This is a genomic window from Nostoc sp. T09 (genome assembly GCF_002154695.1).
Classification (GTDB): Bacteria; Cyanobacteriota; Cyanobacteriia; order Cyanobacteriales; family Nostocaceae; genus Aulosira.
The window spans coordinates 28,658-53,364 of the sequence record NZ_MTAV01000012.1; the positions used below are offsets into that span (position 1 = coordinate 28,658).

20 protein-coding genes, 1 tRNA gene and 2 pseudogenes are annotated in these 24,707 nt (G+C 41.2%); 8 read left to right on the plus strand and 15 right to left on the minus strand.

The features are described from left to right. Positions 1–229: 229 nt before the first annotated feature. The 3 genes and pseudogenes from BV372_RS38300 to BV372_RS04040 form a co-directional block, all read right to left on the minus strand. Positions 230–430 (minus strand): annotated as a pseudogene (locus BV372_RS38300) (ATP-binding protein); the annotation flags it as partial. A 102-nt stretch (positions 431–532) separates the two neighbouring features. After that, entirely contained in the window at positions 533–688 is a 156-nt protein-coding gene (locus BV372_RS38305) for a hypothetical protein (protein WP_373270741.1), read from the minus strand. 88 nt (positions 689–776) lie between these two features. Beyond that, entirely contained in the window at positions 777–1,235 is a 459-nt protein-coding gene (locus tag BV372_RS04040) for a DM13 domain-containing protein (RefSeq protein ID WP_086683635.1), read from the minus strand. A gap of 206 nt (positions 1,236–1,441) precedes the next feature. Here BV372_RS04040 and BV372_RS37385 point away from each other — a divergent pair. Beyond that, a pseudogene (locus tag BV372_RS37385) lies at positions 1,442–1,570 on the plus strand (Rid family hydrolase); the annotation flags it as partial. Between the two features lie 126 nt (positions 1,571–1,696). Here BV372_RS37385 and BV372_RS04050 read toward each other — a convergent pair. The 12 genes from BV372_RS04050 to BV372_RS04105 all read right to left on the minus strand — a co-directional run bounded on the left by BV372_RS04050 (position 1,697) and on the right by BV372_RS04105 (position 13,137). Further along, the gene (locus BV372_RS04050) at positions 1,697–2,500 is read right to left on the minus strand and encodes a GNAT family N-acetyltransferase (RefSeq protein WP_086683638.1); all 804 of its coding nucleotides are present in this window, start codon (positions 2,498–2,500) and stop codon (positions 1,697–1,699) included. Positions 2,501–3,311: 811 nt separating this feature from the next. Beyond that, positions 3,312–4,232 carry an NAD(+) kinase gene (locus BV372_RS04055; protein WP_086683641.1) on the minus strand — a complete coding sequence of 307 codons (921 nt, stop codon included), beginning with the start codon at positions 4,230–4,232 and terminating at the stop codon, positions 3,312–3,314. A gap of 6 nt (positions 4,233–4,238) precedes the next feature. Then, positions 4,239–4,544 (minus strand): NADH-quinone oxidoreductase subunit NuoK, encoded by a 306-nt coding sequence (nuoK, locus tag BV372_RS04060; RefSeq protein WP_011319473.1) that lies wholly within the window; start codon positions 4,542–4,544, stop codon positions 4,239–4,241. A 51-nt stretch (positions 4,545–4,595) separates the two neighbouring features. Then, positions 4,596–5,246: an NADH-quinone oxidoreductase subunit J gene (locus BV372_RS04065; RefSeq protein ID WP_086683644.1), complete on the minus strand. Its 651-nt coding sequence runs from the start codon at positions 5,244–5,246 to the stop codon at positions 4,596–4,598. Positions 5,247–5,376: 130 nt separating this feature from the next. Continuing rightward, the gene (gene ndhI / locus BV372_RS04070; protein ID WP_086683647.1) at positions 5,377–5,961 is read right to left on the minus strand and encodes an NAD(P)H-quinone oxidoreductase subunit I; all 585 of its coding nucleotides are present in this window, start codon (positions 5,959–5,961) and stop codon (positions 5,377–5,379) included. A 39-nt stretch (positions 5,962–6,000) separates the two neighbouring features. Then, on the minus strand, positions 6,001–6,177 hold the full coding sequence (locus BV372_RS35935) for a hypothetical protein (protein ID WP_179197972.1): 177 nt from the start codon (positions 6,175–6,177) through the stop codon (positions 6,001–6,003). 215 nt (positions 6,178–6,392) lie between these two features. After that, entirely contained in the window at positions 6,393–7,511 is a 1,119-nt protein-coding gene (gene nuoH / locus BV372_RS04075; RefSeq protein WP_086683650.1) for an NADH-quinone oxidoreductase subunit NuoH, read from the minus strand. Positions 7,512–7,970: 459 nt separating this feature from the next. Further along, positions 7,971–9,107: a citrate synthase gene (locus BV372_RS04080; protein ID WP_086683653.1), complete on the minus strand. Its 1,137-nt coding sequence runs from the start codon at positions 9,105–9,107 to the stop codon at positions 7,971–7,973. A 114-nt stretch (positions 9,108–9,221) separates the two neighbouring features. Then, positions 9,222–9,716 carry a phosphohistidine phosphatase SixA gene (sixA, locus tag BV372_RS04085; protein ID WP_086683656.1) on the minus strand — a complete coding sequence of 165 codons (495 nt, stop codon included), beginning with the start codon at positions 9,714–9,716 and terminating at the stop codon, positions 9,222–9,224. Between the two features lie 392 nt (positions 9,717–10,108). Continuing rightward, positions 10,109–10,420, minus strand: coding sequence for a type II toxin-antitoxin system RelE/ParE family toxin (locus tag BV372_RS04095; protein ID WP_086683659.1), 312 nt, complete (start codon positions 10,418–10,420; stop codon positions 10,109–10,111). A gap of 106 nt (positions 10,421–10,526) precedes the next feature. Further along, entirely contained in the window at positions 10,527–11,813 is a 1,287-nt protein-coding gene (locus BV372_RS04100) for a bifunctional oligoribonuclease/PAP phosphatase NrnA (protein WP_086683662.1), read from the minus strand. Positions 11,814–12,639: 826 nt separating this feature from the next. Beyond that, positions 12,640–13,137, minus strand: coding sequence for an HNH endonuclease (locus BV372_RS04105; protein WP_086683665.1), 498 nt, complete (start codon positions 13,135–13,137; stop codon positions 12,640–12,642). A 453-nt stretch (positions 13,138–13,590) separates the two neighbouring features. Between BV372_RS04105 and alr the strand changes: the two genes are divergently transcribed. From alr to BV372_RS04140, 7 genes are all read left to right on the plus strand, one after another. After that, positions 13,591–14,778, plus strand: coding sequence for an alanine racemase (gene alr, locus BV372_RS04110; protein ID WP_086683668.1), 1,188 nt, complete (start codon positions 13,591–13,593; stop codon positions 14,776–14,778). A gap of 138 nt (positions 14,779–14,916) precedes the next feature. Next, positions 14,917–14,998, plus strand: a tRNA-Leu gene (locus BV372_RS04115). A gap of 1,014 nt (positions 14,999–16,012) precedes the next feature. Continuing rightward, entirely contained in the window at positions 16,013–17,086 is a 1,074-nt protein-coding gene (locus BV372_RS04120; protein ID WP_086683671.1) for a response regulator, read from the plus strand. A 55-nt stretch (positions 17,087–17,141) separates the two neighbouring features. Beyond that, complete coding sequence (locus BV372_RS04125; RefSeq protein ID WP_086683674.1) at positions 17,142–17,519, plus strand: response regulator transcription factor; 378 nt, start codon at positions 17,142–17,144, stop codon at positions 17,517–17,519. Positions 17,520–17,523: 4 nt separating this feature from the next. Next, on the plus strand, positions 17,524–18,021 hold the full coding sequence (locus BV372_RS04130) for a chemotaxis protein CheW (protein ID WP_086683677.1): 498 nt from the start codon (positions 17,524–17,526) through the stop codon (positions 18,019–18,021). 61 nt (positions 18,022–18,082) lie between these two features. Continuing rightward, positions 18,083–20,911 carry a methyl-accepting chemotaxis protein gene (locus BV372_RS04135; protein ID WP_086683679.1) on the plus strand — a complete coding sequence of 943 codons (2,829 nt, stop codon included), beginning with the start codon at positions 18,083–18,085 and terminating at the stop codon, positions 20,909–20,911. Between the two features lie 97 nt (positions 20,912–21,008). Next, positions 21,009–24,044, plus strand: coding sequence for a hybrid sensor histidine kinase/response regulator (locus tag BV372_RS04140; RefSeq protein WP_086683682.1), 3,036 nt, complete (start codon positions 21,009–21,011; stop codon positions 24,042–24,044). Positions 24,045–24,707: the final 663 nt, after the last annotated feature.

A 24,707-nucleotide genomic window follows, 5' to 3' on the forward strand; every position in this document is an offset into this window, starting at 1 on the left:
TTTTTTAATAAAAAGCTTGAAAATTAGCTTGACAAAATACCTCTTATAGTTTTATTTGATTACATTGATTATTAAAATTAATATACTTAATATTTCTTCATATTCGTCAGAATTTTATTAATTTTTTATATTTTATAACCAGTATCATCTCAGATATATAAGTAGTATAATATTGAGTTTTTGGAAAAATTTTAATCAAAAATTCCGATGTTTATTACCCCATTCCCCGTTACTTGTTTCCTGTGCCCTCTTTTAGAGATGGTGAAGCGGGTAAACTAATTGTAAATACACTGCCTTCAGCTAGGCGCGATCGCACGCTCACGCTACCACCCATACTTTCTACCAGCGTCTTGACAATTGACAAACCTAAACCAGAACCTCCAGTAGAACGGTTACGGGTTTCATCTACGCGATAAAATCGCTCAAAAATCTAGGTTTGAGCTAATTCTTTAACTTCGCTAGGTGCTTTATCAATAGATAATTGTGCTTCTAGTAAATCGGCTCAGGAAATGACCTCTGTCATTTGGCTAAGCTAACGCAGCGGCTTAAGAGAACGCTGGATATAAAGTGCGATCGCTACGGAAATTATAATAATTACTAAACTACTGGCAATTCCTAAACTTTGTACCAATGAATTATGGGTAATCAGTGAGTAGTGAAGAGTAAACACACTGAATAATATTGCCACCCAACCAGTAGCCGCTTGGCTGTAAAAACCTTTTATTCCTTTGCTTTAACGCTTTTTTGTAGAAACTATTTACTTATTGAATCTTCTTTTAACTACTCCCTAAAGGAGCATAGCCAAAAGTAGCATTGAATTTGCGACACCATATGGCTACAGACTTAAATTCTCCTAGTTTCACTTTTGCAGGTAAAGCATAGCGTTGAGTTCCGCTGGGTTTTTGTAAGCGAGCAATGCTCAGATAATCTTTCTCTTTAATACCAGATTGTGGTGGAGCATCAGAACGATACAAAATCACATATAAATCTGGACCTTGATTAGTTTTAAAATTTTGATCGAACTCTAGGTAACGTTTTCCTTTTTCAGTGACAACTTTTACTTTTCCCTGAGTAGGCTGTTCTCCTGCTTTAAACGCTCCAACTCCTGCACCTGAACTGGCTACTGTTGTTTTAGGCGTTGTTTGAGTATCTGTTTGATTTGAGGTTCTCTCGTTTGCACAACCTATGGTTATGACAGCAACAATACTCAAAATGGCTAAATGCTTGAACTTCATAGTGCTTATATTTTCATTTCCTTTCTAAGAATAATGTAAGGCTTTGCTCTGTTAAAAAAATTAATTTAAGCTGAGAATTTATTAAAAAATTGGCATGTCAATTCTGGAATTGCGCCATTGATGCAGCAGGTGACATCTTTGCTCCTGACGATGCTTATGCACAAGCAAAACGCTGTTTTGAAATTATCTAACAAGCTTTACAAGACTTAGGTGCAGATCTAAGCAATGTAGTCAGAACTCGGATGTTCGTTACGGATATTAGTCGTTGGGCTGAATTTGGAAAAGCATATCAAGAATTTTTAGGAGAAAATACACCAGTTGCAACTATGCTATAAATGAAATCATTAATTGAGCCAACAATGTTAATTGAAATTGAAGTGGATGCTATTGTCAGCGGTCTAGCTAACTAGCTTAAAAATACTTCGGACATAAAATGAGAGTCAGAAATTTTTTAAAGCAATCTACTTTGTTACAAAACTTTGGGAGTGCCATTTAGCAAACTCTTCGATATTCGATATTGTTAAAAAATCAATTGTTTTGAACTGTCGATCAATGGCTGGAAGGCTACATATTTTTGCGCCAATATTTAAGTATGCTTGCACTATATTAGGAATAGTAACATTACATACATCTGGGCCTTGTTGAGTAACTTCTAGAGAATATTGGGCATTAGGATAAACCAAAATACTGGGATGCATCAAATTATTCTGTTGAAAATAATGATAAGCACAAGCAGCTTGACAAGGATTTTGTGTTAGTAATGATGCACACCCAAAAAAATATTTTCTTCTACTTTGGATAAGATAATTTCCTAATCCTTCCCATAGTAATAAGAGTGCTTGACTATTGCGATATTCCTTAGCTATACATGCACGCCCAACTTCCACAGACATTTGAAGTACAGCATCAGGAATATCATTGAGATTAAAGATGTCAGCAGCATCAAAACCTAGTCCTTGTGAAGCCATTGTATAGGTTTGCATCCGATAGGTGCCAATTGTTTTACCAGTCAATTTAGAAATAAGCAGCAAATGATGGCACACTATATCAAACCTATCTCGATCCATTTGGGTAAGGTTAGAAGTAGAAAAACCCAGACCTAGTTCAAGATTAAAGACTTCAAAGCGTAAACGGAAGATTGATTCTAATTCTTCTTCAGTCGTAGCTAGTTTTAATATATACTTTTTGCTTTGAAGTATAGGAAAATCTATTAGTTGTGAAGCAGGACTCAGTGGTTTATCAGTGTTGCGACAAGAAATTTCCATCTGTCTTCCTACTGGGAATGGGAAAATATGGTATTAAAATTTAGACACTGCGTAAATAACTATATTGTGGGATGGCACTTAATTAAAAGAAAGTTTTTGCCAGATCCCCGACTTCTTAAAGAAGTCGGGGATTTAAATGTAGCTTGTTTCAGTGACTCTATTAATTAGAGGGGTGAGGAAAGGAGTGTTAGTATTATCAACATAATTGCCGAAAAAATCTGTCAATAAGATACAGAATTTTTTGTTGATCTATTTTATCTGTCTATTTAGATTATGTAACAGAGCCTTATAATCCTTTCGCAGAACAACGTAATTCCGCCAGGGAAAGGAAATAATTATTTTAAAACTGGTACACCCCAAATTTTCATTGAACTATAACGACCCAGATTAGTACCACTATATTACTAGTGCTAGTATTCCCACTACACAGCTATCAATTACTCTCTGCTCAGGAGGAATGCGGTGTGAGTATTATGAACATAGTTACCGAAAAAATATAGCAATAAAATACAGAATTTTTCCCTCATGGCATTTTATCTGTCTATCGATCGCGGTTTAATTGCGCTCGCCAAATATATAAATTGATTTGATTTTGTAGTGCGGGCATCTTGCCCGCTTGGGGAATCAAGTAGGGAGCAAGATGCTCCCACTACGAACTTTTTTGCTTGCATTGGGATGCTCCCTCGCAATATAGCCAACAAGCCCACGGTTTTATCCGTAGGCTTGTAGAATTTTTACACCAATTATCGATTGAGATGACTCTTTGTACTGGAGAGAAGAGCAAGAAGCTAAAAAAGCGATAAACTTACCATCAATTGCGGTGATTATTACTGTAGCGAACCCTAGTACCAGCCCAAAGCAATTTCTCTCGTAGGGTCTGATAATATGAATTGTTCTCCCGCAAAATAATAAACTTTGCGCGACTATCGGCCATCCGCACATCAACGCGGTGTCCTGGCCAAATCGAAGTAGCTAAAACTCCGTCTGTCCATAGCTTAGTACTCAAATCGTAATCCCCCAAAGGCCAGACACTGACCACAGAACCAGGGGGTAAGACCAGGGGGCGACTAGAAAGGCTCATGGGACAGATGGGAGTGATAGTAACCGCTTCCATGCCATCGTGCATAATTGGACCGTTGGCGGAAACGGTATAACCTGTGGAACCAGTGGGAGTAGAAACAATTAACCCGTCTCCAACATATTGATCGACGATCTCACCATCAATTTCCATTTCTAAAATTGAGGTAATCATGCGATCGGCAGAGGCGGGTTTAACACAGAATTCATTCAAAGCTAGATAGCGATCGCTTACTGGTTCTAAATTCGATCCATAGCCTTCAAACACTGCTGCTTGTAACATCATCCGCCGTTGAACAGCATAGCGATCCTCAAACAGCCTGTCCCAAACTTTTTCCGTATCTTGAAATTCTTCAACTGACTCAGTTAAGAACCCCAGATGACCTCCCACATTCACTCCCAGAATGGGGATGCCAGCTGGAGCTAAATGTCGGGCACCAGTCAAGACAGTACCGTCACCACCAAGTACCAATGCCAGATCGATTGGTTGACCTACTGAAGCCAAAAACACTGGGTAAGGGTTATCTTTTGGTCCGCTAGGTCCTATCAATACCTGACACTGGCGATTTTCTAGTTGTTTGGCACAGATTTCTGCCCAGCGTTTACTCTGGGCATCTCGCGCCTTATAAGCAATGATTACCTGCTTGAGTTGCACGCAAAATTACCACTTGAGGAGATTAAACTGCTCCATATCGACGGTATCACGGTTGCGATAAATGGCAAGCACGATCGCTAAACCTACCGCCGCTTCGGCTGCGGCCACGGTAATCACAAATACGGTGAAAACCTGACCCTTAATTAATGTTGAGTCCAAATAGTTGGAAAATGCCATTAAATTCAAATTAACAGCATTGAGCAGCAACTCAATTGACATCAGCACCCGCACGGCGTTGCGGCTGGTAATTAAACCGTAGATGCCGATACAGAACAAAGCGGCTGCAAGTAATAAAAAGTACTGGAGTTGCATGAATCTTTTGAGTTTTTATTCAGATATCAGTTGTTAGTTGTGGGCTTTTGATCATTCGCGACGAGAACCGCCACGATAAACGGGAGAATCACCAGATTCATTGCTAATGCTACCTATTGCTGCCATTTCTCTGGGGCGTTCTGGTAAAGTTAAAACACTTTGTGGCAGTTCTGAAGAAGTCGTTGGTTCTGGTAAGTATTCGCGACGTGCCAAAATAATTGCTCCCACCATTGCCATCAGCAACAAAACCGAAGCCAATTCAAAAGGTAGTAGAAAGTCACTGAAGAAATGCTCGCCAATCAAAACTATTGAACTTTCAGCCACTGGAGTAGTTGAGTAAGCCCAAGGGGTTGCCAAGATCATCGTGCTCAAAAGAGCAAACAATCCTAGACTGACCACAGCCGTTAGTATTTTCCGTACCCAAGCACTAGGAAATGGTGCAAAATTCTGCCGCTTGTTGACCAACATAATCGCAAACAAGATCAGCACGTTAACTGCTCCAACATAAATCAGTACTTGTGCTGCTGCTACGAAGTCACCATTCAGCAACAGGTACATCCCAGCAATGCTGATGAATACGCCACCAAGCAAAAAGGCAGAATAGACGATACTAGAAGACAACACCACGCCAAGCGCTGCCCCAATCATCATTACAGCCAGTACACCAAAGGAAACAACCTGTACTCCTTCTGCTAGATTCACTGTTTTTGTCCTCAATTCGGTTGTCATTGGTCATTAGTCATTGGTCATTGGTCATTAGTCATTAGCAAAGGACAAATGACATAGACGCTTTAGCGGCTTCCCGCAAGGTAGGACTAATGACTAACTAAATTTATTTTTCTGCTTGTTCTACCAAGTCTTGTGGAACCGCGCCAGGAAGTGGAGCATCGGCGGGTAGATCGTGGGGTTCCATGACGCCTTTGGGCAGGTAAACTAATTCGCGTAGTGGTGTCACCATTGGGTCATTTGTTACCTTGTATGGCAAACGTCCCAATGCTACGCTGTCATAGTTCAACTCATGGCGATCGTAAGCGGACAGCTCATAATCCTCTGTCATTGACAGACAGTTAGTTGGGCAATATTCCACACAGTTACCGCAAAAGATACAAACTCCAAAGTCAATGCTGTAGTGATTAAGCTTTTTCTTCTTGCTGGCTTTGTCAAATTCCCAATCGACTACAGGCAGGTTGATTGGACAAACGCGAACACAAACTTCGCAGGCGATACACTTATCGAACTCAAAGTGAATTCTGCCACGAAATCGTTCGCCAGGAATTAATTTCTCGTAAGGGTACTGCACAGTAATTGGCCGCCGTCGCATATGGTCGAAGGTGACAGATAGCCCTTCACCAATGTAACGACCGGCTTGCACTGCTTCCTTGGCATAATCGCCAACTTGTTTCAAGAACTTTAGCATCGTGTTTTACTTTCTCTTGTGTCAGTTGCCAATTGTGAGTCAGTGCGGTGTTGGGGAGCCACTGCGTTGCGGTGAATCCAGCGCTCTTGGTAGGGTTTCCAACGCCACTTGCTTCAAGTCGGCAGAGCCGCCCAATGCAGTGGCTCCTCCGCAGGCGACTGGCGTTAGCACAGCGTAAAGCCTACGGCATAGCTTCTCTGCGAGAGGCTGCGCCAACGCTTAGAGCGACGTACTCCTACGGAGAAGCAAGCTACGCGTAGCGTCTCCCTTTGGGAGAAGGAGCGTCACTCGAAGGGAGGTTCCCTCCGTTGTAGCAACTGGCGTGGTTCCCCCATGAGCAACTGACGTTCCTGTAGGGGTTCTCGCAGAGTACCCGAAGGGTCAGTTGTCATTAGTCATTTGTCAGATAACTAATAACTTATGACTCATGACTAACCACCGAAGGCGACGGGAAAAGCTAGTTTCAGGGCTGCGGTTAATAGGAGATTAACCAAACCAACTGGTAGCAGAAACTTCCATCCTAAATCTAACAATTGGTCAATCCGCACCCGTGGTACTGTCCAGCGCAATAGGATGGCGACAAATACTAGTAAGTAGGCTTTGAGTACGGTCATAATAATACCCAAAGAGGCAGTTACTACCTGCAATACGGGATTTGCTTCACTGATTCCCAGCCAATTAGCGATCGCATTGATGGGAATAGGAAAATCCCAACCGCCTAGGTATAAGATTGCCACCAGTAGGCTAGAAAGGATCAAGTTGACATAGGAACCCAGGTAGAATAAACCGAATTTCATCCCGGCATATTCGGTTTGATAACCTGCTACTAGTTCTTCTTCTGCTTCGGGTAAGTCAAAGGGCAAGCGTTCACACTCAGCAAGGGCTGCTATCCAAAAGATTAGGAAACCGGCTGGTTGTCGCCAAATGTTCCAGCCCAAGATACCGTAGCCAGATTGCTGATTAACGATATCAACGGTGCTGAGGCTGTTAGACATCATAGCGATCGCTAGCACGCTCAGCGCCAAGGGAATTTCATAACTAATTGACTGCGCTGCTGCCCGCAAGCCCCCTAAGAGTGAGTATTTGTTATTGGATGCATAACCAGCCATTAACAAGCCAATTGGCTGAATGCTAGACAGGGCAATCCACAAAAAGACTCCCATCCCTACATTTGTAATTACAATATTCTGTCCAAAGGGAACAATCAGAAAAGACAGAAACACTGGAATTACAACAATAATTGGACCGAGAGTAAACAGCCAAGGGTCAGACTTGGCTGGTACTATATCTTCTTTAAATACAAGCTTCAGTCCATCCGCGACTGGAACCAGCAACCCAAAAGGACCCATGTATTCTGGACCAATCCGCTGCTGAGCTGCGGCGGAAATTTTCCGCTCCAGCCAAGTCGCAACTAGTACCCCCACTGTTGCCCCAATCAGCATCAGTATCATTGGCAGAGGCATCCAAATAGCTTTGGCTGCGTCTGGTGGTAGTCCTAAATCCGTAAGGGATTTAATAAAAGTTCCTTGGAGGTCAATTCCTGAGTTCATGTTTCCGCTCTTTAAGTCATCGAGTCAGGGTGAGTTACAACTATTAGTTAAATTAATACCTGTAATTTCACCCATTAATATCTCTACTGAAACGACGCCTGATTGAATATTGATTGCTAATTCCCATGCCTAGTATATCGTTCGATGGTTTTAGCCCCCCTCACAGAAATCAGAAGTTTTACTGATGGAAAGGATTGAGATTCACGCATCAAAACCCTTAATTGCCTTCAGATATAGTATTTAACATCTGAGGGCGCAGAAGGTTTAAGAAAGACAAGGAAAGGATGTAAATCAGGGAGAATTTTCTTCCATCCTACTGCTACTTGCCCTTATCTTCCTTATCCTTTCACTCAGGCTACACAAAGTTCCCGCCGCCATTTTGGCAACGGTTTCCGCTTTATCCAACACTCGTGATGCCCCCAACTTGGGAGCTTGTATAAGTGGCAGTCGGGCTGCCCATTAGCGTTGGTCAATGGCGATATAAGGAACTTCGTGGCGACCGTTGTAAATTTGAGTAGGACGGAAAATCCGGTTTTCTTCTAGTTGTTCTTTCCAGTGAGCTAGCCAACCGGCAACACGGGCGATCGCAAAGATTGGTGTAAACAAGTCGGTGGGAATGCCCATTTTTCTATACACCAAACCTGAATAAAAGTCAACATTAGGATAAATCCCTTTGTGTCCCAGTTTTTCTGCTACCACCCGTTCCATCTCTTGGGCAATTTCATAATACTTGTCGTCCCCAAATTTACAAAACAACTGCTCTGCTAATTCTTGCAAAATCGTGGCTCTAGGGTCTTTTACCTTATAAACACGATGCCCAAAACCCATAATTTTAGCTTTGCGTTGGAGAAGATCTTCTACGTAGGGACGTACATTTGCTACCGAGCCAATCTCTTCGAGCATTTGAATGACTTCTTCATTAGCTCCCCCATGCAGCGGCCCTCCCAAGGTTCCCACTGCGCTAGCAACTACAGCATAGGGATCTGTTAGGGTAGAAGCCGTCACCCTAGCACTAAAGGTGGAAGCATTCATCGTATGCTCGACATGAAGTATCAAGCAGACATCAAAAATTCGCGCTGCCAACGGATCGGGTTCTTTCTCGTTGAGCATGTACAGAAAGTTGCCGGAGTAGTCTAAGTCATCGCGCGGCCGCACAGGATCGTTACCCTTGCGCATCAACTGAAACGCCGCCACCATTGTGGGAATAGTTGCTATTAAGCGAACTACCGCATCTCGAATATATACAGGATTATGTAAATCCCGGCGGGAGTAAAACAAGCCTAATGCCGCAGCCGAGGCTTGTAGAGCATCCATTGGGTGACCACTTTCTGGAAAGCATTTCATCATGTCTCGGATGCGATATTTAATCCGCCTGTGGTGGCGGACTTCATCCTCAAATGCTTCCAATTCTTCTTTGCTTGGCAGTTCACCCCAGATTAAAAGATAAGCAGTTTCCAAAAATGTACTCTTTGCTGCTAGTTCTTCAATCCGGATACCGCGATATTCTAGTAATCCCTTTTGCCCGTCAACATAGCTGATACTGGATTGGGCAGCAGGAATGCCTTCCAAACCGGGCTTGTATTCGCACACCGACATGGCAACACCATCTGCTTTGTGAAAGATTTGCTCAGGCTAACTTACCAGAAATCGTTATCGCAATAACAGTGACAGTTACAACCTAAGTTCTTTCATAACTGTTATAAAAAACCGTTATAGCAAGTACTTGGGTGGTGTCAACCAAAACATCTGACTACGACCCAGAGGCGAGCCTATTTCTGGTAGTTTTATCCCGATCATACCTGCTTTTTTCAAGACTAAGCTTGCTTTGGCTTCTCCCCAAAGAAGAATTTCTGCCCACTGGCTCAAATCGGGTTCATGTCCCACCAGTGCAATTTGAGTATTTTGGGCATAATTTCTCGGTTCTAGCCAGTTTTTCAACCAAATCTTAATATTACCACCAGGAGCAAGGTAGTGGCATTCCTCCATCTGAGAACTTAGCCCAGCTTCTACAAGAATTTCTGCTGTTTGACGTGCCCGTACTAGGGGACTTGTGACTATCAAATCAAAGTGTAGATCTAGCTGAACTAGTCGTTGAGCAACTTTCTTAGTTTTTTGTCTTCCTTCTTTGGTGAGAACTCGCTCTTCATCTTTGATTTCAGCAGCTCTCTCTTCGGCTATACCATGTCGAATTAAATACAGTTCCATCGCACATGTTAGGCTTTTTCAGCATTACGTATATGGCAATAAGTTTAAACCTTGAATAAACCTGTAATCTCATTGATTTTTTGTGATGAAAGGGTAGTTCTAAACTATTGCTGTAGCTGCAATCAGACTATCGGGAATCAACAAACCATGACTGAGCCGATAAGACCGCAATAAATCAACTGCTTTATCTGATACAGCCTGGTCAATTTTAATGATATGAAACTTAGAAATCAGCCAACCTAGGGCAATGAAATCTTACTATACTGATTTTGCCATACCTTACAGTTAAGAGCGATCGCTCTCATCTTTTGAAATAACTTGTTCAACTTGAGATTCCGCTTCATATATCAATAGACATTGTTTAAGGTCGATAGCAAAAGAATCTAGACCTTTCATGCTAATGAGCTATATAACATTTCCAGACGGTTGCGATTAACTATATCAACAATAGTTATTTGCTCAGGTTTAAATTCAAAAATAATCCTATATATCCCAGAACGCGCAATGAAATAGTTTGGAATAGATTTCAGTTGGTTAATTTTAACTAACGAACTATTTGGAAATTCTTCTAAGCAATTTATGACATGCATCACTTTTGCTTGTTCGTCATTTTGTAAAGCATCAAGTGCGATTCGCGCTTTATCAAGAAAGACTACTTTGTTTTTATTTAATTGCTGGTTACTAGAGTCAATACCTAAATTCATAACATATACGATTTCTATTTGATTTTGGGAATACACTTAAGAACAGTATTATCCACCAAATCTAGGATATGGTGGATACTGTCCTAATTACACTTTAATTCCAGATTTACTCTGACTGAATCGGGTTGTCTTTGGGATTAACCAACTTCAACAGCTTTTGCTTGATTTGAGTATCGAATACTTCCCATTTCATTTTTGCATAGGCTGAATTTTCGTTACCGCCAGATAAGAAACCCATCGGAATCTCAAAGCCGCCTGCACCTGTCCTTCCTCCACCAAAAAAGCGCCCGTTATTATCTTGACCAAAGGCTTCTTTGATGAATTCATCAGGATCGAGAGTGAGTTTGGTGGTTCTTAGAGAGCCGATAACTACCTCTAATTCGTCATCTTCATCGTGAACAATACCGTAAACTACAGCGGTGTGAACGTTTTCTTCGGTTACTAAGAAATCTGCCGCTTGCGGGATGGCATCTCGGTCATCGTAGCGGATGTAACCAACACCAGCAATAGAAAAGTTATTTTGGACGATGCGGTTTTTGAGCGCGCGCTCAATCACATCCATCACCCGCTTAGAACGATTTGCCTGTAAAATTGCGTTCAGCAATTGGGCATCATAAAATCGGCTGAGATAGGCAGCAGCCATAAAATCTTCTTCTTGTGCTTGCATCAGCCTATTTGTATCTGATCGCAAGCCATGCATCAAGGCAGTAGCACATTTAACATGCTGGTTGATGCTGCTATCTAAGGTCAGTAAACCCATCTGTAAGTACTGAGTGAAAATCGTTGCTGTTGCTCGCACATAAGGACGGACATCAACGAATTCTGGCTTTAGATCCGCCTGTACGCTGTGATGATCGATAACTGCAACTAGTGGAATACCTGCCTGCTGTACCGTTGACAATAGCTGACTTGTGGTTCCCTGGTTATCAATTAATACAAAACCTTGGTAAGATGACAAATCTTTACCTTTAAGGGTTTGCAGTGTCCAGCGCTGGGCAGGTAAATTAGTGAGCTTGACTAGGGCAATATTTTCTTGGTGGCTCAAGGTCCCAGCATAAATAATTTCACATTTGATATCGTATTGCTGGGCAATTAATTGGTACGTCCAAGCACAAGAGAGGGCATCAGGGTCAGGAAAATCTTGCAGAAGTATTAGCTGACGTTCGTGTCGGTGTGCTAGAAGGGTCTTTTGCAGCTCTTCTGACTTCTGAGACACCAAGGAATTACCACGCTGAACTAGATACATACCTCCTTCACTAGTCGATGGCGGGATGGAGGTTTTGCTAAGTGGGACTTCAACGACGGGAACTGCGTCTATTTCAGCATCCTCTTGGTTAGGCTCTGTGGTCAATGGCAAACTCTCAAACTGCATCAAAGAAGAATTCAATTGCATATGGAATGTTTTTGTAAGCGTGAGGCTCCATTTATTAGTTAAGAAATATTACAATCAGTGTTACGCTGATTTCGCCACACATTACGATCATCGCAAAAATATAGAAGCGTGGCACTATATATCTTGGTCTATTTTTTATCAGGAAAAATAGTTAGCATTGACCAAATTCGGTCAGCATATTTAGATAGGTTCTAAAAAATAGCATACTTAGTATTTACCAATACATTTTAATGTAAAATAATTTTTTCATCTTCTTGAATTTTCTTTTTTAAAGAAAAATAGACAGAGCTTTTGTTCTCATCGTTGGGCTAATAGCTGACCTTTAAAGGCACAAAAATTGTGGTTATAAAGGCTTGCTTTCATAGAGCTTTCTTTACCCAATTATGCCGCCAATTGGATATTTTTACAGATTTTTTTCCATTTTTTAAATTTATTCAGTTTAATAAGCTTTTAACTTCATATTTCACAGGTAATCATCAATTAAGGTGATTTTGCAGTTCATAGTTTTATCCTGTTGATTCATAGGCAATTAAGAATTATTTTTATTGTTAACAAAAATTGTCTTTTTATCACCTACTTTAATAATGATGCGAATTTAGCACGTATCCCAGAGTTCTTACCCTGCTTAATGGTATAGGAATAGACTGACAAATAATTACGTTACTAGCTAATACTCTGATATGCTGTAGGCAAAACGAATTTTAAAGCATACTGATTCTTCCTGATGAAGCTTTGCCATTCACACATCAGAGTCATGTCCTGAAACATAGCAAACATGAACAGCGACTAGGTGCTGCTAGAAATTTTGATGGTTGAGATAGTAGCTTTAAAGACCTATTACATATTTTTGCCACTCTTGGTGTAATCCACTCTTAAGGTGTTTACTAACCTCAAAATAAAGGCTGCTGTAAGGTTGGCGGGGGGGATGACGTAAAAGCATATGGGCTTCATGGGGTGTGCGACTGCCTTTCTTGACATTGCAACGCACACAAGCTGTAACAATGTTTTCCCAACTATCTCCGCCGCCACGCGATCGCGGGATTACATGATCCAACGTTAACTCATCCCCGGTGTAACCGCAGTATTGACAAGTGTGACTATCGCGGTGCAATATATTTCGGCGAGTCAGAGGGATTTCTTTATAAGGAACGCGCACGTAATGACGCAACCGGATTACAGTTGGCAATGGAAAATCCGAGTACAGGAATTTACCGTTGTGTTCAACGCGTTCTGCCTTGCCTTTTATTAACAAAACCGCAGCGCGACGCCAGCTCGTGATATTGAGCGGTTCGTAAGAGGCGTTTAGGACTAAAACCTTCCCCATTGGTAAGCGCTCAAGGTATTAGTTTTACATATATTAACACAAATCTACTCTAGTTGAGAGATGAGAATAAATGATACTTCCGGCATAATTCTCAAACCAAAAAATCAGTGTTAGGTAATAAATTTACCTAACCTCTACAGGGGTAAATTAACTTCAGTATTTCACTTTTGAGGATAGTTAGGATATTCGCCCTTAAAGTTGTTAAGGCTCAGTTGCCAAAATGACTGGCACCTGATGTGTAATGACGAGTCGGAAGCCTTCAAGCCCAAAAGTGGGATAAGAAAAAGATTTTCAGGAACATTGCCTGAGATTAAGCACAAATCCACTATGTAGCGGTCTTGTGACAATTCCATAATCAAAGGTAAACTTCCAGATTAATCTGATTCCGTTTTTGAGAATGGAATAAATTGATCATCTGGAAGCCAAGTACTGGTGTGATAGGAGTGAGTGAAAATGTTAAGTAGCAAGCAAATTCCTGGTGTAGCTTCTGAGCAAGAATGTGATACGTATGCTTGGTTTTCCCAACGTGCTTGGGTAGAAATTGATTTAGCGGCTTTGTCCCACAATGTACGGCAGTTAGTCGGGTTTTTATCGCCGCGTACCCAACTCATGGCGGTGGTGAAAGCTGATGCCTATGGACATGGAGCCGTGACAGTCGCTCAAACAGCATTAGAGTCAGGAGCCAGTTGGCTAGGAGTGGCAACAGTTCCAGAAGGCATTCAACTGCGAGAAGGCGGAATTAAAGCTCCGATTTTAATTCTAGGAGCAACCCACACACCAGAACAAATTCATGCGATCGCTCACTGGAAACTACAACCTACTCTATGTAGCCCCAAACAAGCCTTGGTATTCTCAGATACTCTAGAAGCCATGAAGTATGGCTCTCCTTTACCTGTACATATCAAATTAGATACAGGCATGTCCAGGTTAGGAACTAACTGGCAACAAACAGGTGAGTTTGTGCAGTTAGTGCGGCGCTTGCCTCATCTTGCTATTGCCAGCATTTACTCCCATTTGGCAACAGCAGATAGTCCTGATACCACAGTAATGAAAGAACAGCATAGACGATTTGAGGAAGCGATCGCCCAAATCAAAGCTATGGGTATAGAACCACCTTGCTTGCACTTAGCAAACTCAGCCGCTACTCTCACAGATTCAGCCTTACATTACGACATTGCCCGCGTGGGTTTGGCGGTGTATGGACTCTATCCATCTCCTCATCTCCAAAATAAGATTAACCTCCAGCCTGTTTTACAACTTAAAGCGCGTGTCACTCAGGTGAAAACAATTGCGCCTGGAACTGGCGTTAGCTACGGACACCAATTTATTGCCCCGCACGAACTACGCCTTGCAGTCGTGGGTATTGGTTATGCCGATGGTGTTCCACGCAATCTTTCCAACAAAATACAAGTATTAATTCGCGGTCAGCGTGTACCACAGATTGGCACAATTACAATGGATCAGTTGATGGTGGATGTGAGTACCATTCCCGATATCCAAGAAGGAGAAGTAGTTACCTTACTTGGGGTACAAGGCAAAGAAAAAATTTCCGCTGATGATTGGGCAGAAAAATTAAATACAATTTCTTGGGAAATTCTCTGCGGATTCAAGCATCGTCTCCCTAGGGTGGCTATGATGTAGCCCTAAATCCATAAGAAATCAAAAGGAAAAAGGTAAAAATCGGCTTTTTACCTTTTTGTTTCTCTATCGATCTCTCAAAATTTAGAGTTTTCTAGCTATTTGCATAAATAATTTGTTGTGTTATATTAGGAAGCTGATGCGGATGTGGCGGAATTGGCAGACGCGCTAGATTTAGGTTCTAGTTCCGAAAGGAGTGAAGGTTCAAGTCCTTTCATCCGCACTTTTAAGTAATTGCTGCCCCGAAAGTTAAGAAAATTTGAGTAATAGTCATTAATGACGACTATTGCTTTATTAGCCATGCTGGGAAAAATTAGCGTTGGAAATTCTCACTCAGCGCTTTTTTAGTGTGTCTATCAAAATGCAAAATCTGTATTACTTCTAATTTTTATTTGTGAACTTGCTTGAAAATAAGGCAGGAGGCAGAGGGCAGGAGGCAGAACGAAGGATTAATATTTTCATCTTTGGTTGTGCTAAAACCTGGCGTGAATGGCTTACTTGTAGAAGCAGGGAAGTCTTAACAGGAAACAAGGGAGGTAGAGGTAAGCTAATCTGCCTTTAAGTTGCATAATCGTTAGCCTCAAAAAGACGAAGGGATGCGGAGAACGGGAGACGCGGTGAGGCAGTCGCAGTACTGGCTGTTTCTGTTGGTTGCGTTAGCGCAGCGGTAGCGACGCAGGCGCGTCACTGCTGAACCCGAAGGGGAATGCAATTTGAATAGATTCCGCAATAGTGTAATTTAGGGAATCGTTATCAGCAGCGAAAAAACTACTTTGAGACCGCTGCTATTAAAAGTAAAAGTAATTTTTATCACTTTTAAGTAAAGATACTTATCATTCAAAAAGCAGTAAGCTGAGTTTTCGTACTAATTTTTTTTGGTGTAAATACGTAAAATATTAAGTAAATATTATTTAAAAGTCAGTATTATTACTTGAAATTTAAAAAAAATGTTACTTAAAAGCAAGCGACTTTATCTAGTCTTTAAATTTTATTTAATAATTGTCCAGACAACTCTGATAATCTCAGTATAAGTAAGTAAATTGACAATAACTTCATAATTGAATAAGACTTTATAATCTGAAAACAAAGCTACTGTTAAGTTTACTCAAAAATAGGACAAATATTTTTGTATGTTATGCTACAGGGCACCAATATTTTCTAGGTTGATTGGAATTGTATAAGAGCGTCTGTACAAGTTTAGCTTACACGTATTGAATTTAGCTGAAGTAAAAGCAAAATGAGCACAACTCCTATAAGTAGCTACAAGTTGTTCCAGAAATTACATCCGTTATCGCTGTTGGCACAACTCACCAGTAGGCGTGCTACAGGGTGCTTAAGGGTATATACAGAGACTACTTCTTGGTCTATCTATCTAGAGGACGGTAAACTGGCTTACGCCTCTTATTCAGATAAAGTGTTTGAAAGACTAGACAGTCACTTGCGGCGCTTGAGTCAGCAAATTCCGACTCTCAATAGCGCTACTAGGGTGCAAATGCGGCTGATGTTTGAAACAAATAATGAAAATCACTCAACATCAAATGCAGACTATCATGCTATCTGCTGGTTAGCTGCCCAGGATTATATTACTTCTCAGCAGGCAGCAACTCTGATAGATGAATTGGCTAAAGAAGTGCTGGAGTCATTTTTAGCTTTAAAAGAAGGAAGTTATGAATTTAATCCAGAAATTACCTTAGATGGCTTACCAAAATTTTGTAGCTTGGATTTGCGGTTAATAGTTGAACATTGCCAAAAGCAGCTAAGAAATCGGCAAATTACCCAGTCACCACTTCCTGCTGCTGGGGGTTCTCCAGTCGTGCATACAACAAAGCTACCTCAAACTCAATCGCCGTCTCAAACCAAGCTGGAACAACAATTACCTAAACAAAGTAATTTTGCTTTGGCTGAAGAGAGAAACTATACATTTAGTCAAAGACACTTTAGCAAAGGGCTTTATACCATTGCATGTATTGATGATAGCCAAACCGTTTTGAATTCTATTAAGCACTTTTTGGATGAGGAAACATTTTCTGTTGTCCTAATTAACGATCCAGTCAAAGCTTTAATGCAGATACTCAGGAGTAAACCCGATTTAATTTTACTAGACATTGAAATGCCCAATTTAGATGGTTATGAACTATGTTCTTTACTAAGAAGGCATTCACAGTTCAGGGATACTCCAATTATTATGGTGACTGGTAAAACAGGATTTATCGATAGAGCAAAGGCAAAGATGGTCAGATCTTCCGGCTATTTAACAAAACCATTTACACAACCGGATTTGCTAAAAATGGTGTTTAAACACCTCGGTTAATTATTAATAAATAGATAGTTAGTAAGACCAATAGCATTTTTTAGGAGATTTAGTAGTGAATCTTACTTTGATTGGCACAATTCTGATTGTTGAAGATTCTCCTAGTGAATTAGAACTAATGAGTTATTATCTCACAGAAAGTGGTTATAACGTAATCCCAGCTACTGGTGCAAAAGAAGCATTAGAAAAAGCTTTATTACAACAGCCTGATGTCATTGTCACTGATGTAGTCATGCCAGGGATAAGTGGATTTGAGTTATGTCGTTATCTCAAAAAAAATCCGCTTACACAGAAAGTTCCGATTGTAATTTGTAGTTCTAAAAATCAAGAGATTGACCGATTATGGGCAATGAAACAAGGTGCTGATGCTTACCTGACTAAACCATATACTCGGGAACAACTTTTACGAGCTATTAAATCAGTAGCAAATTGAATCTATGAATAGTCCAAAAAATCCCCTCCCCACTAAACCTACCACCAATAATTTAGGAGATGGCTATATTAAGTTTCAGCTAAATCAACAGACTGCGGCGATTTTAGCAATGAGGCACACGCAAGAAGCGATTATCATGCCTGTTGAGTCTGTTACCTCAATGCCAAATATGCCCGCCTGCATCCTCGGATTAATGAATTGGCGAAGTCGCATAATTTGGGTAGTAGATCTGCCAAGAATGCTCAATTTAGAATTTTTAGATAATCGGCTGCGGCAGTACAATGTGATTATTGTGCGGGTGGAATCAATGCTTTTGGGTTTAGTTGTACAAGAGATAAAAGGTACAGCTAAGTTCTTGGCTGATGAAATTTGTTCTCCTATAGGACAAGTAGCATCCAGTTTAGTACCGTATCTCTCTGGATGTGTTGGGCAACAGCAAGAGATATTGCTGGTATTAGATGCACAAGCTATTGTCCATTCTTCTATTCTCCGCAGTGATTAGGGTGTACTACTAAAAAAAGGATTTTTAGTGTTCTCATTCACATACCTAGCAGAATTAATTAATGTTTAATAAGACTGACACGGCTAAGAGTAGTGATCCTCAAAATCACTCATCATTAATTTCGTCCCAAAAACTTCTTAATACTCCAATCAAGCAACCAAATAATCTCACTAATGAAACTGCAAATACTTCTGTGTTGAGAAAAGCAGTTACTTATTTTAATAGGCTCAGCTTAGGTACAAAAGCTACAGTATTAGCGATCGCGATTGGAACTCTACCGACATTGGGCATTGGCGCGATCGCTTATAGTTTTGCCAATAACTCGATTAATAAGCAAATTACTCAAGCTCAAGAAGCAGAAGCAATTGGATTAATCGACAAAGTCAACCGTTACATGTTGGGACGATACGGAGATATTCAAGTACTCTCTAATCTGCCATTTTTGACAAATACCCAAGTCAGAGAAAGCATAAATCCGCAAGAGAAGCAAGCAGTTTTAGATCGCATTGTCAAGGCTTACAAAGCTTATGACAGTATTGCTGTCTTCGATCTAGAAGGTAACGTAATTGTCCAATCTACAGGCGAACCCTTAGAAAACCACAAAGACCGCCAGTATTTTCAGGATACTCTTAAACAAGATACTCCCGTTATTAGTCAGCCAGAAAAATCAAAAAGTACTGGTCTTGTGAGTATTCACATAGCTGCACCTGTTAAAGATACAGTCACAGGTCAAAATATTGGCGTGGTGAGAGCGCGTATGCCCGCCAAATCTCTAGAAGAAACTATTAAAAACTATGCAGGTAAAGGGCATGAATACCATTTGCTAGACAAATCAGGCAAGATTTTCCTGGCAACCCAAAATAATCAAGAAGGTAGAGAGGCTAAAGCTGATTTTACGGGTTTAACTAAACTCCAAGGACAAAACAAGGTCAATAGTTTTATTACAGTTAACAAACTGGATAAAAAACAGCAACTTGTAAGCTATATACCCTCTAAAAAAATTGAAGGTTTACCAGATTTAAAATGGGATGCTCTGATTGCGACTGATACAGCAATTACATTTGCACCGCAAAGAGAATTATTATGGACTATAGCAATTGGCACCGCATTAACCGCATTCATCGTAGCAGCGATCGCTGCTTGGTTAGCTAAACGTGCGACAAAACCAATTTTGAGTGCAACTGAGGCAGTCAGCAAACTTGGTGAAGGTCAACTCAATACTCGTCTAGAGGTGCAAAGAGCAGACGAATTAGGGATCTTGGGTTTCAATATTAACCGAATGGCCGAGCAATTGCAGGTATTGCTACGAGAACAAGAGCGGGAAACTGAAAGAGTCAAATTTATTGCAGATGTTACCTTGCGAATTCGGAAAAATCTCGAAACTGAAGATATTTACACAACAGCAGTTAACGAAGTTCGCCTAGCACTAAAAACAGACCGAGTAATCATCTATAAGCTGAATCCAGAGAACTGGGATGGTGTGGTTGTTGCTGAATCTGTGACTGATGATTGGCCGAAAATGATGGGAGTGCGAATTGACGACCCCTGCTTTCGGGAACGCCATGTAGACCTTTATCGAGATGGACGAGTCAGGGCGATCGCTAACATTTATCAAGAGCCGAACCTTGCTGATGCCAATTGTTACATTGAAATTTTGGAAAAATTTGCTGTTCAAGGCAATTTGATCGCACCAATTATTACTCAAGATCAACTCTTGGGTTTATTGATTGCCCATCATTGTGAAAGTCCGCGGATTTGGCAACAGCCAGAAATTGATTTGTTGAAACAAACAGCGATTCAAATTGGCTATGCCTTAGAACAAGCTAGGTTAATAGAAGAATTAGAACAAGCAAAAGCTGCTGCTCAACAAGATACTCAAGAAGAACGGCAACAAAAAGAAGCGCTGCAAACGCAACTTTTAGAATTGCTGAGTAACGTAGAAGGTGCAGCAAGCGGAGACCTCACCGTGCGTGCTGACGTGACAGCCGGGGAAATTGGCACTGTTGCTGACTTTTTTAACTCGATCGTTGAAAGTCTCCGGGATATTGTCACTCAAGTTAAACAAGCTGCTACTCAAGTAAATACGGCGATCGGCTCTAACGAAGCAGCTATCCGCCAGCTAGCAGAAGAAGCACTCACCCAAGCTGCCGAAATTACCCGCACCTTGGATGCTGTTGACCACATGACTCATTCAATTCAAGCTGTAGCCGAAAATGCCCAGCAAGCTGCGGTAATTGCTAACCATGCTGCCCACACTGCAACCAAAAGTGGACAAGCAATGGATTTAACAGTGCAAAACATTCTTTCTTTACGGGAAACTGTTGGTGAAACTGCCAAGAAAGTAAAGCGGTTAGGAGAATCTTCCCAACAAATTTCTCGTGTGGTGTCTTTAATTAACCAAATCGCCATCCAAACTAACTTACTAGCGATCAACGCTGGTATTGAAGCTGCACGTGCGGGTGAAGAAGGTCAAGGTTTTGCCGTAGTTGCCGAAGAAGTAGGCGAATTAGCAGTCAGAAGTGCAGCCGCAACTCAAGAAATTGAACAAATTGTCGAGAACATCCAAAGGGAAACCAGCGACGTAGTGCAGGCGATGGAGGTGGGGACGACCCAGGTTGTCGAAGGCACCCGCATAGTTGAAGATGCTAAGCATAGTCTCAATGAGATTTTGGATGTGTCGCGTCAAATTGATCAGCTAGTGCAGTCGATTTCTCTGGCGACTGCATCCCAGGTAGAAACCTCGCAAACTGTCAGCAATTTGATGAAAGCAATTGTTGCTGTGTCACAGCGTACCAGCGATTCTTCTCGTTTAGTTTCCGAATCTTTACAACAAACTGTGGAGATTTCCCAAGAGTTGCAGGAGACTGTTGGCACATTTAAGGTCAGTTAGTTCTCTAGTCATTGGTCATTGCTGATTACAAGAACAACTGAATACCTATAACAAATCCTTTATTAGACGCGCATTAGCTTAACAACTCACGAAAACCATGTCACAGGACAAAGAACTGGAAATCCAGATGCAGTTTCTGGAAGAAGCCACTGATTATCTTAATACCCTAGAAGGGGTATTGCTGGAAATCGATATTAGTAATCGCATCGACTCAGATAAAATAAACGGGGCACTCCGAGCAGCTCATTCCATCAAAGGTGGTGCGGGAATGATGGGATTTCGCACCCTCAGTGATTTAGCGCACCGTTTGGAAGATTCTTTTAAAGTCTTAAAAACTCGGAAAAACTCTTTAGAAATTGATACTCAGTTACAAAGTTTACTACTATCTGGTGTTGATTGGTTACGTCAAATAGTGGAATTGCTCTCAGAAGGAAATGTTATAGAAGAGCAATGGCTAGAAACCTTTTGTTACCCAGTTTTTGACGAGCTGCATGAGCGTTTGGGCGACCCTGTGCCAGAAGACGCTACAACCATGCTTTCACCAGAAGATGGGCAAGATATTATCCCCTTGCTGTTTGAAACAGAAGTGGAAGGCTGTTTGCAGCGCCTAGAATCTGTGTTAGCAGATCGAGAACAGCCTTGTTTGCAGGAAGAAGTAGCAATCATGGCGGCTGAATTGGGCGGTTTAGGGGAAATGCTGCAATTGACAGCTTTTACCCAGCTCTGCGAGTCAATAACACATCACTTAGAAACTGCTAACCCTCACCAAGTTCCTGAAATTGCGCAGTTAGCATTGCAAGCATGGCGGCGATCGCAAGCTTTAGTGCTGACACATCAACTAGATAGTCTACCGACAGAGCTTAAATTAGACGAGCTAGCCAATACCCAAGCTAGCAATATCTCACCTAAACAAGCAGCGATTGCGGAGTTTCTCGCCACAGATACATCAGAAATTCTCGCCAGCGATTTCTTGCAATCAGAAGAAACTGAGGAAACCTGGAGCCAAGAAGATGCGATCGTTCCTGCCAATTTTGAAACATTAGATGTAGAGTTTGCTGAGAACATTGCAGAGCCAGTCAATTTCCTAGATCCAAGGATAGTAGCCGCTCGCGAAATTTCCCCAGCAGATTACAAACTCATCGAACGCAAAGCCGAGCCAGTTAGTAATGGCAAAGACCGTGAAATTCATGAAAATACAGTCCGAGTTCCCAGTAAGCAACTTGAGCAAATCAATGATTTATTTGGTGAACTGATTATTCAGCGAAATGGGCTGAACTTACAATTAGAAAGATTACGCAAACTCGTCCGCAATCTCAGCCAGCGTGTCCAAAGTCTCGATCGCGAAAATCAAGAACTACGAGCAGCCTACGATAAAATTGCTACTCAACCTGTAGGCACATCTACTGTACTATCATTGGCAGATGATCGGCATCATCCCCAAGATGTAAACGCTAACTTTGATGTCTTAGAACTGGATCGCTATAACGAATTAAACCTGCTGTCGCAGGAAGTTATGGAAACCATTGTTCAAGTACAAGAAGTCACAACTGATGTTCAACTCAGCGTTGATGATACAGATCATATAGCTCGCAAGTTGAATAAAACATCAAAACAGTTGCAGACCAAGCTGACACAAGTCAGGATGCGCCCCCTATCAGATTTGGTTGAGCGTTTTCCACGAGCCTTACGCGATTTGAATGTGGAATATGGCAAAAATGTCCAGTTAAAAATTGAAGGTGGCAACACCTTAATTGAACGTAGCATCTTAGAGGCTTTGAATGAGCCTTTAATGCACCTGTTAAGGAATGCCTTCGATCATGGTATTGAAGATCCAGTCACCCGCAGCAACTTAGGTAAACCAGAACAAGGCTTGATTGAAATTAAAGCTACTCACCGTCGCGATCGCACAATTATTAGTATCCGTGATGATGGTTGGGGAATTTCTCTAGAGAAAATTCGCGATCGCGCACTTGCGATGGGGTTAGATGCTTCTCTATTAGCTAGTGCTAGTGATGATGAACTGTTATCACTCATCTTTGAACCAGGGTTTACCACCTCCGACCAAGTTACAGCTCTATCTGGTCGTGGTGTTGGCATGGATGTAGTGCGTAACAACCTCAAACAGGTGCGGGGAGATATTAAAGTTGATACTGAGCCAGGAGTTGGAACTACCTTTACTCTAGCAGTACCATTTACACTTTCAGTCGCTCGAGTGCTGTTAGTGGAAAGCAGTAGGATGCTATTGGCATTTCCTACAGATGTCGTTTCAGAAATATTTTTACTCCAAAACGAACAGGTTTTTGCGATCGCAGACAACGAATTTATCAATTGGCAAGGAACTATGCTGCCATTAATTCGCCTTAGTAGCTACCTGGAGTTTAATGGACCCCGCTACGATAACCCAGAGTTGGAAACTCCCCCAGCTATTAATGCTAGCAGTGTATTAATAGTGAAAAGCAATAATCAATCGGTAGCTATACAAATAGACCGTTGTTGGGGCGAGCAAGAAGTGGCTATTCGGCAAGTAGAAGGCAATATACCTCTACCGGAAGGCTTCGGCAACTGTACTATTCTCGGTGATGGTCGGGTAGTAGCACTAGTCAATACCAATGAGTTACTGTATGGATTTACTACTAATCAGCGCACTTCTAGAAACAATCAATTACCATCAGCTCGGTTAAAAACAGCGTTCCTGTTCCCCCATGATGATAAACAACTAGTGCCTGCTGCCAACAAGAAAAGCACTATTTTGATCGTGGATGACTCAATTAATGTGCGGCGTTTTTTAGCCTTAACTCTTGAAAAAGGAGGGTATCAAGTAGAACAAGCAAAAGATGGTCAAGATGCTTTAGAAAAGCTTCAGAGTGGATTACAAGTCCAGGCTGTAATCTGCGATATTGAAATGCCTCGTCTTGATGGTTATGGCTTTTTAGGTCGTGTCAAATCCAGTGATGAGATGAAAAATATCCCAATTGCTATGTTAACCTCTCGCAGTAGTGATAAACATCGTCAATTGGCAATTCAATTAGGTGCACGCGCCTACTTCTCTAAACCTTACAATGAACAAGAGTTACTCCGAACACTACAGGACATAATTATTTCCGCAGATGGAACAGTAGCATCTCATAATTAAATTGAGAATTTAGCCATGAGTAAAGATGACTGTCAGTTGTAAGCTAATTTTTGGTTGACAATTTACAACTGACAAATTATCCATTTGTTAAGTTATTTTGCTAAAACCTTGCTAAATTCTATTTAAGAAATGCAAGTATTTTTTTGCTACTTAGTTTTTGCTGGGTAAACTACAGCAGAATTCAGGAGTTAGAATTCAGAATTCAGAAGTAAAACAGTCTTTATGCTTGGGTTTGAAGCCTAGGATCTGTACTTCACTAACTTTAAATTTGCTGTATTCGGTGACACTCCACCCTGAAAATTATTTCTCTTTTAATTTTATTTTATGAATATAAGTCTCTTTTTATACTATTAAAACCAAAATTCTATAGTCTCAAAATGTTCAATATGACATTTTAGAAGTTAGAAACGAGGGGAAAAGGGAATATCCCAGTTACTAGTTATTGACAAAGGTAACAACAGATCGAATAAATGTTGAAGTTTGGTTTATTTTGTTCTTATGGAGACTCAGTTTCTTCTCGGTTCTGTTCCTAGCTAGGAAGAGACAAGAGATTCAAAGTCGGTACATGAGTTGCTATTAGATGCCATGCCAAGTTAAATAAGAAACTGTTATTTGTTTGTAAGAAAACTGCACTTAGATTGATTTGGTTTCAGAGGATTCACC

What these genes read in the sequence shown, in the direction of transcription:
- BV372_RS04140 (WP_086683682.1), top strand. Translation starts at nt 21,009, where the DNA reads ATGTCACAGGACAAAGAACTGGAAATCCAGATGCAGTTTCTGGAAGAA.
- nuoH (WP_086683650.1), bottom strand. Translation starts at nt 7,511, where the DNA reads ATGAACTCAGGAATTGACCTCCAAGGAACTTTTATTAAATCCCTTACG.
- nuoK (WP_011319473.1), bottom strand. Translation starts at nt 4,544, where the DNA reads ATGCAACTCCAGTACTTTTTATTACTTGCAGCCGCTTTGTTCTGTATC.
- BV372_RS04130 (WP_086683677.1), top strand. Translation starts at nt 17,524, where the DNA reads ATGAATAGTCCAAAAAATCCCCTCCCCACTAAACCTACCACCAATAAT.
- BV372_RS04095 (WP_086683659.1), bottom strand. Translation starts at nt 10,420, where the DNA reads ATGAATTTAGGTATTGACTCTAGTAACCAGCAATTAAATAAAAACAAA.
- BV372_RS04080 (WP_086683653.1), bottom strand. Translation starts at nt 9,107, where the DNA reads ATGTCGGTGTGCGAATACAAGCCCGGTTTGGAAGGCATTCCTGCTGCC.
- BV372_RS04135 (WP_086683679.1), top strand. Translation starts at nt 18,083, where the DNA reads ATGTTTAATAAGACTGACACGGCTAAGAGTAGTGATCCTCAAAATCAC.
- BV372_RS04050 (WP_086683638.1), bottom strand. Translation starts at nt 2,500, where the DNA reads ATGGAAATTTCTTGTCGCAACACTGATAAACCACTGAGTCCTGCTTCA.
- BV372_RS04100 (WP_086683662.1), bottom strand. Translation starts at nt 11,813, where the DNA reads ATGCAATTGAATTCTTCTTTGATGCAGTTTGAGAGTTTGCCATTGACC.
- ndhI (WP_086683647.1), bottom strand. Translation starts at nt 5,961, where the DNA reads ATGCTAAAGTTCTTGAAACAAGTTGGCGATTATGCCAAGGAAGCAGTG.
- sixA (WP_086683656.1), bottom strand. Translation starts at nt 9,716, where the DNA reads ATGGAACTGTATTTAATTCGACATGGTATAGCCGAAGAGAGAGCTGCT.
- BV372_RS04040 (WP_086683635.1), bottom strand. Translation starts at nt 1,235, where the DNA reads ATGAAGTTCAAGCATTTAGCCATTTTGAGTATTGTTGCTGTCATAACC.
- alr (WP_086683668.1), top strand. Translation starts at nt 13,591, where the DNA reads ATGTTAAGTAGCAAGCAAATTCCTGGTGTAGCTTCTGAGCAAGAATGT.
- BV372_RS04120 (WP_086683671.1), top strand. Translation starts at nt 16,013, where the DNA reads ATGAGCACAACTCCTATAAGTAGCTACAAGTTGTTCCAGAAATTACAT.
- BV372_RS04105 (WP_086683665.1), bottom strand. Translation starts at nt 13,137, where the DNA reads ATGGGGAAGGTTTTAGTCCTAAACGCCTCTTACGAACCGCTCAATATC.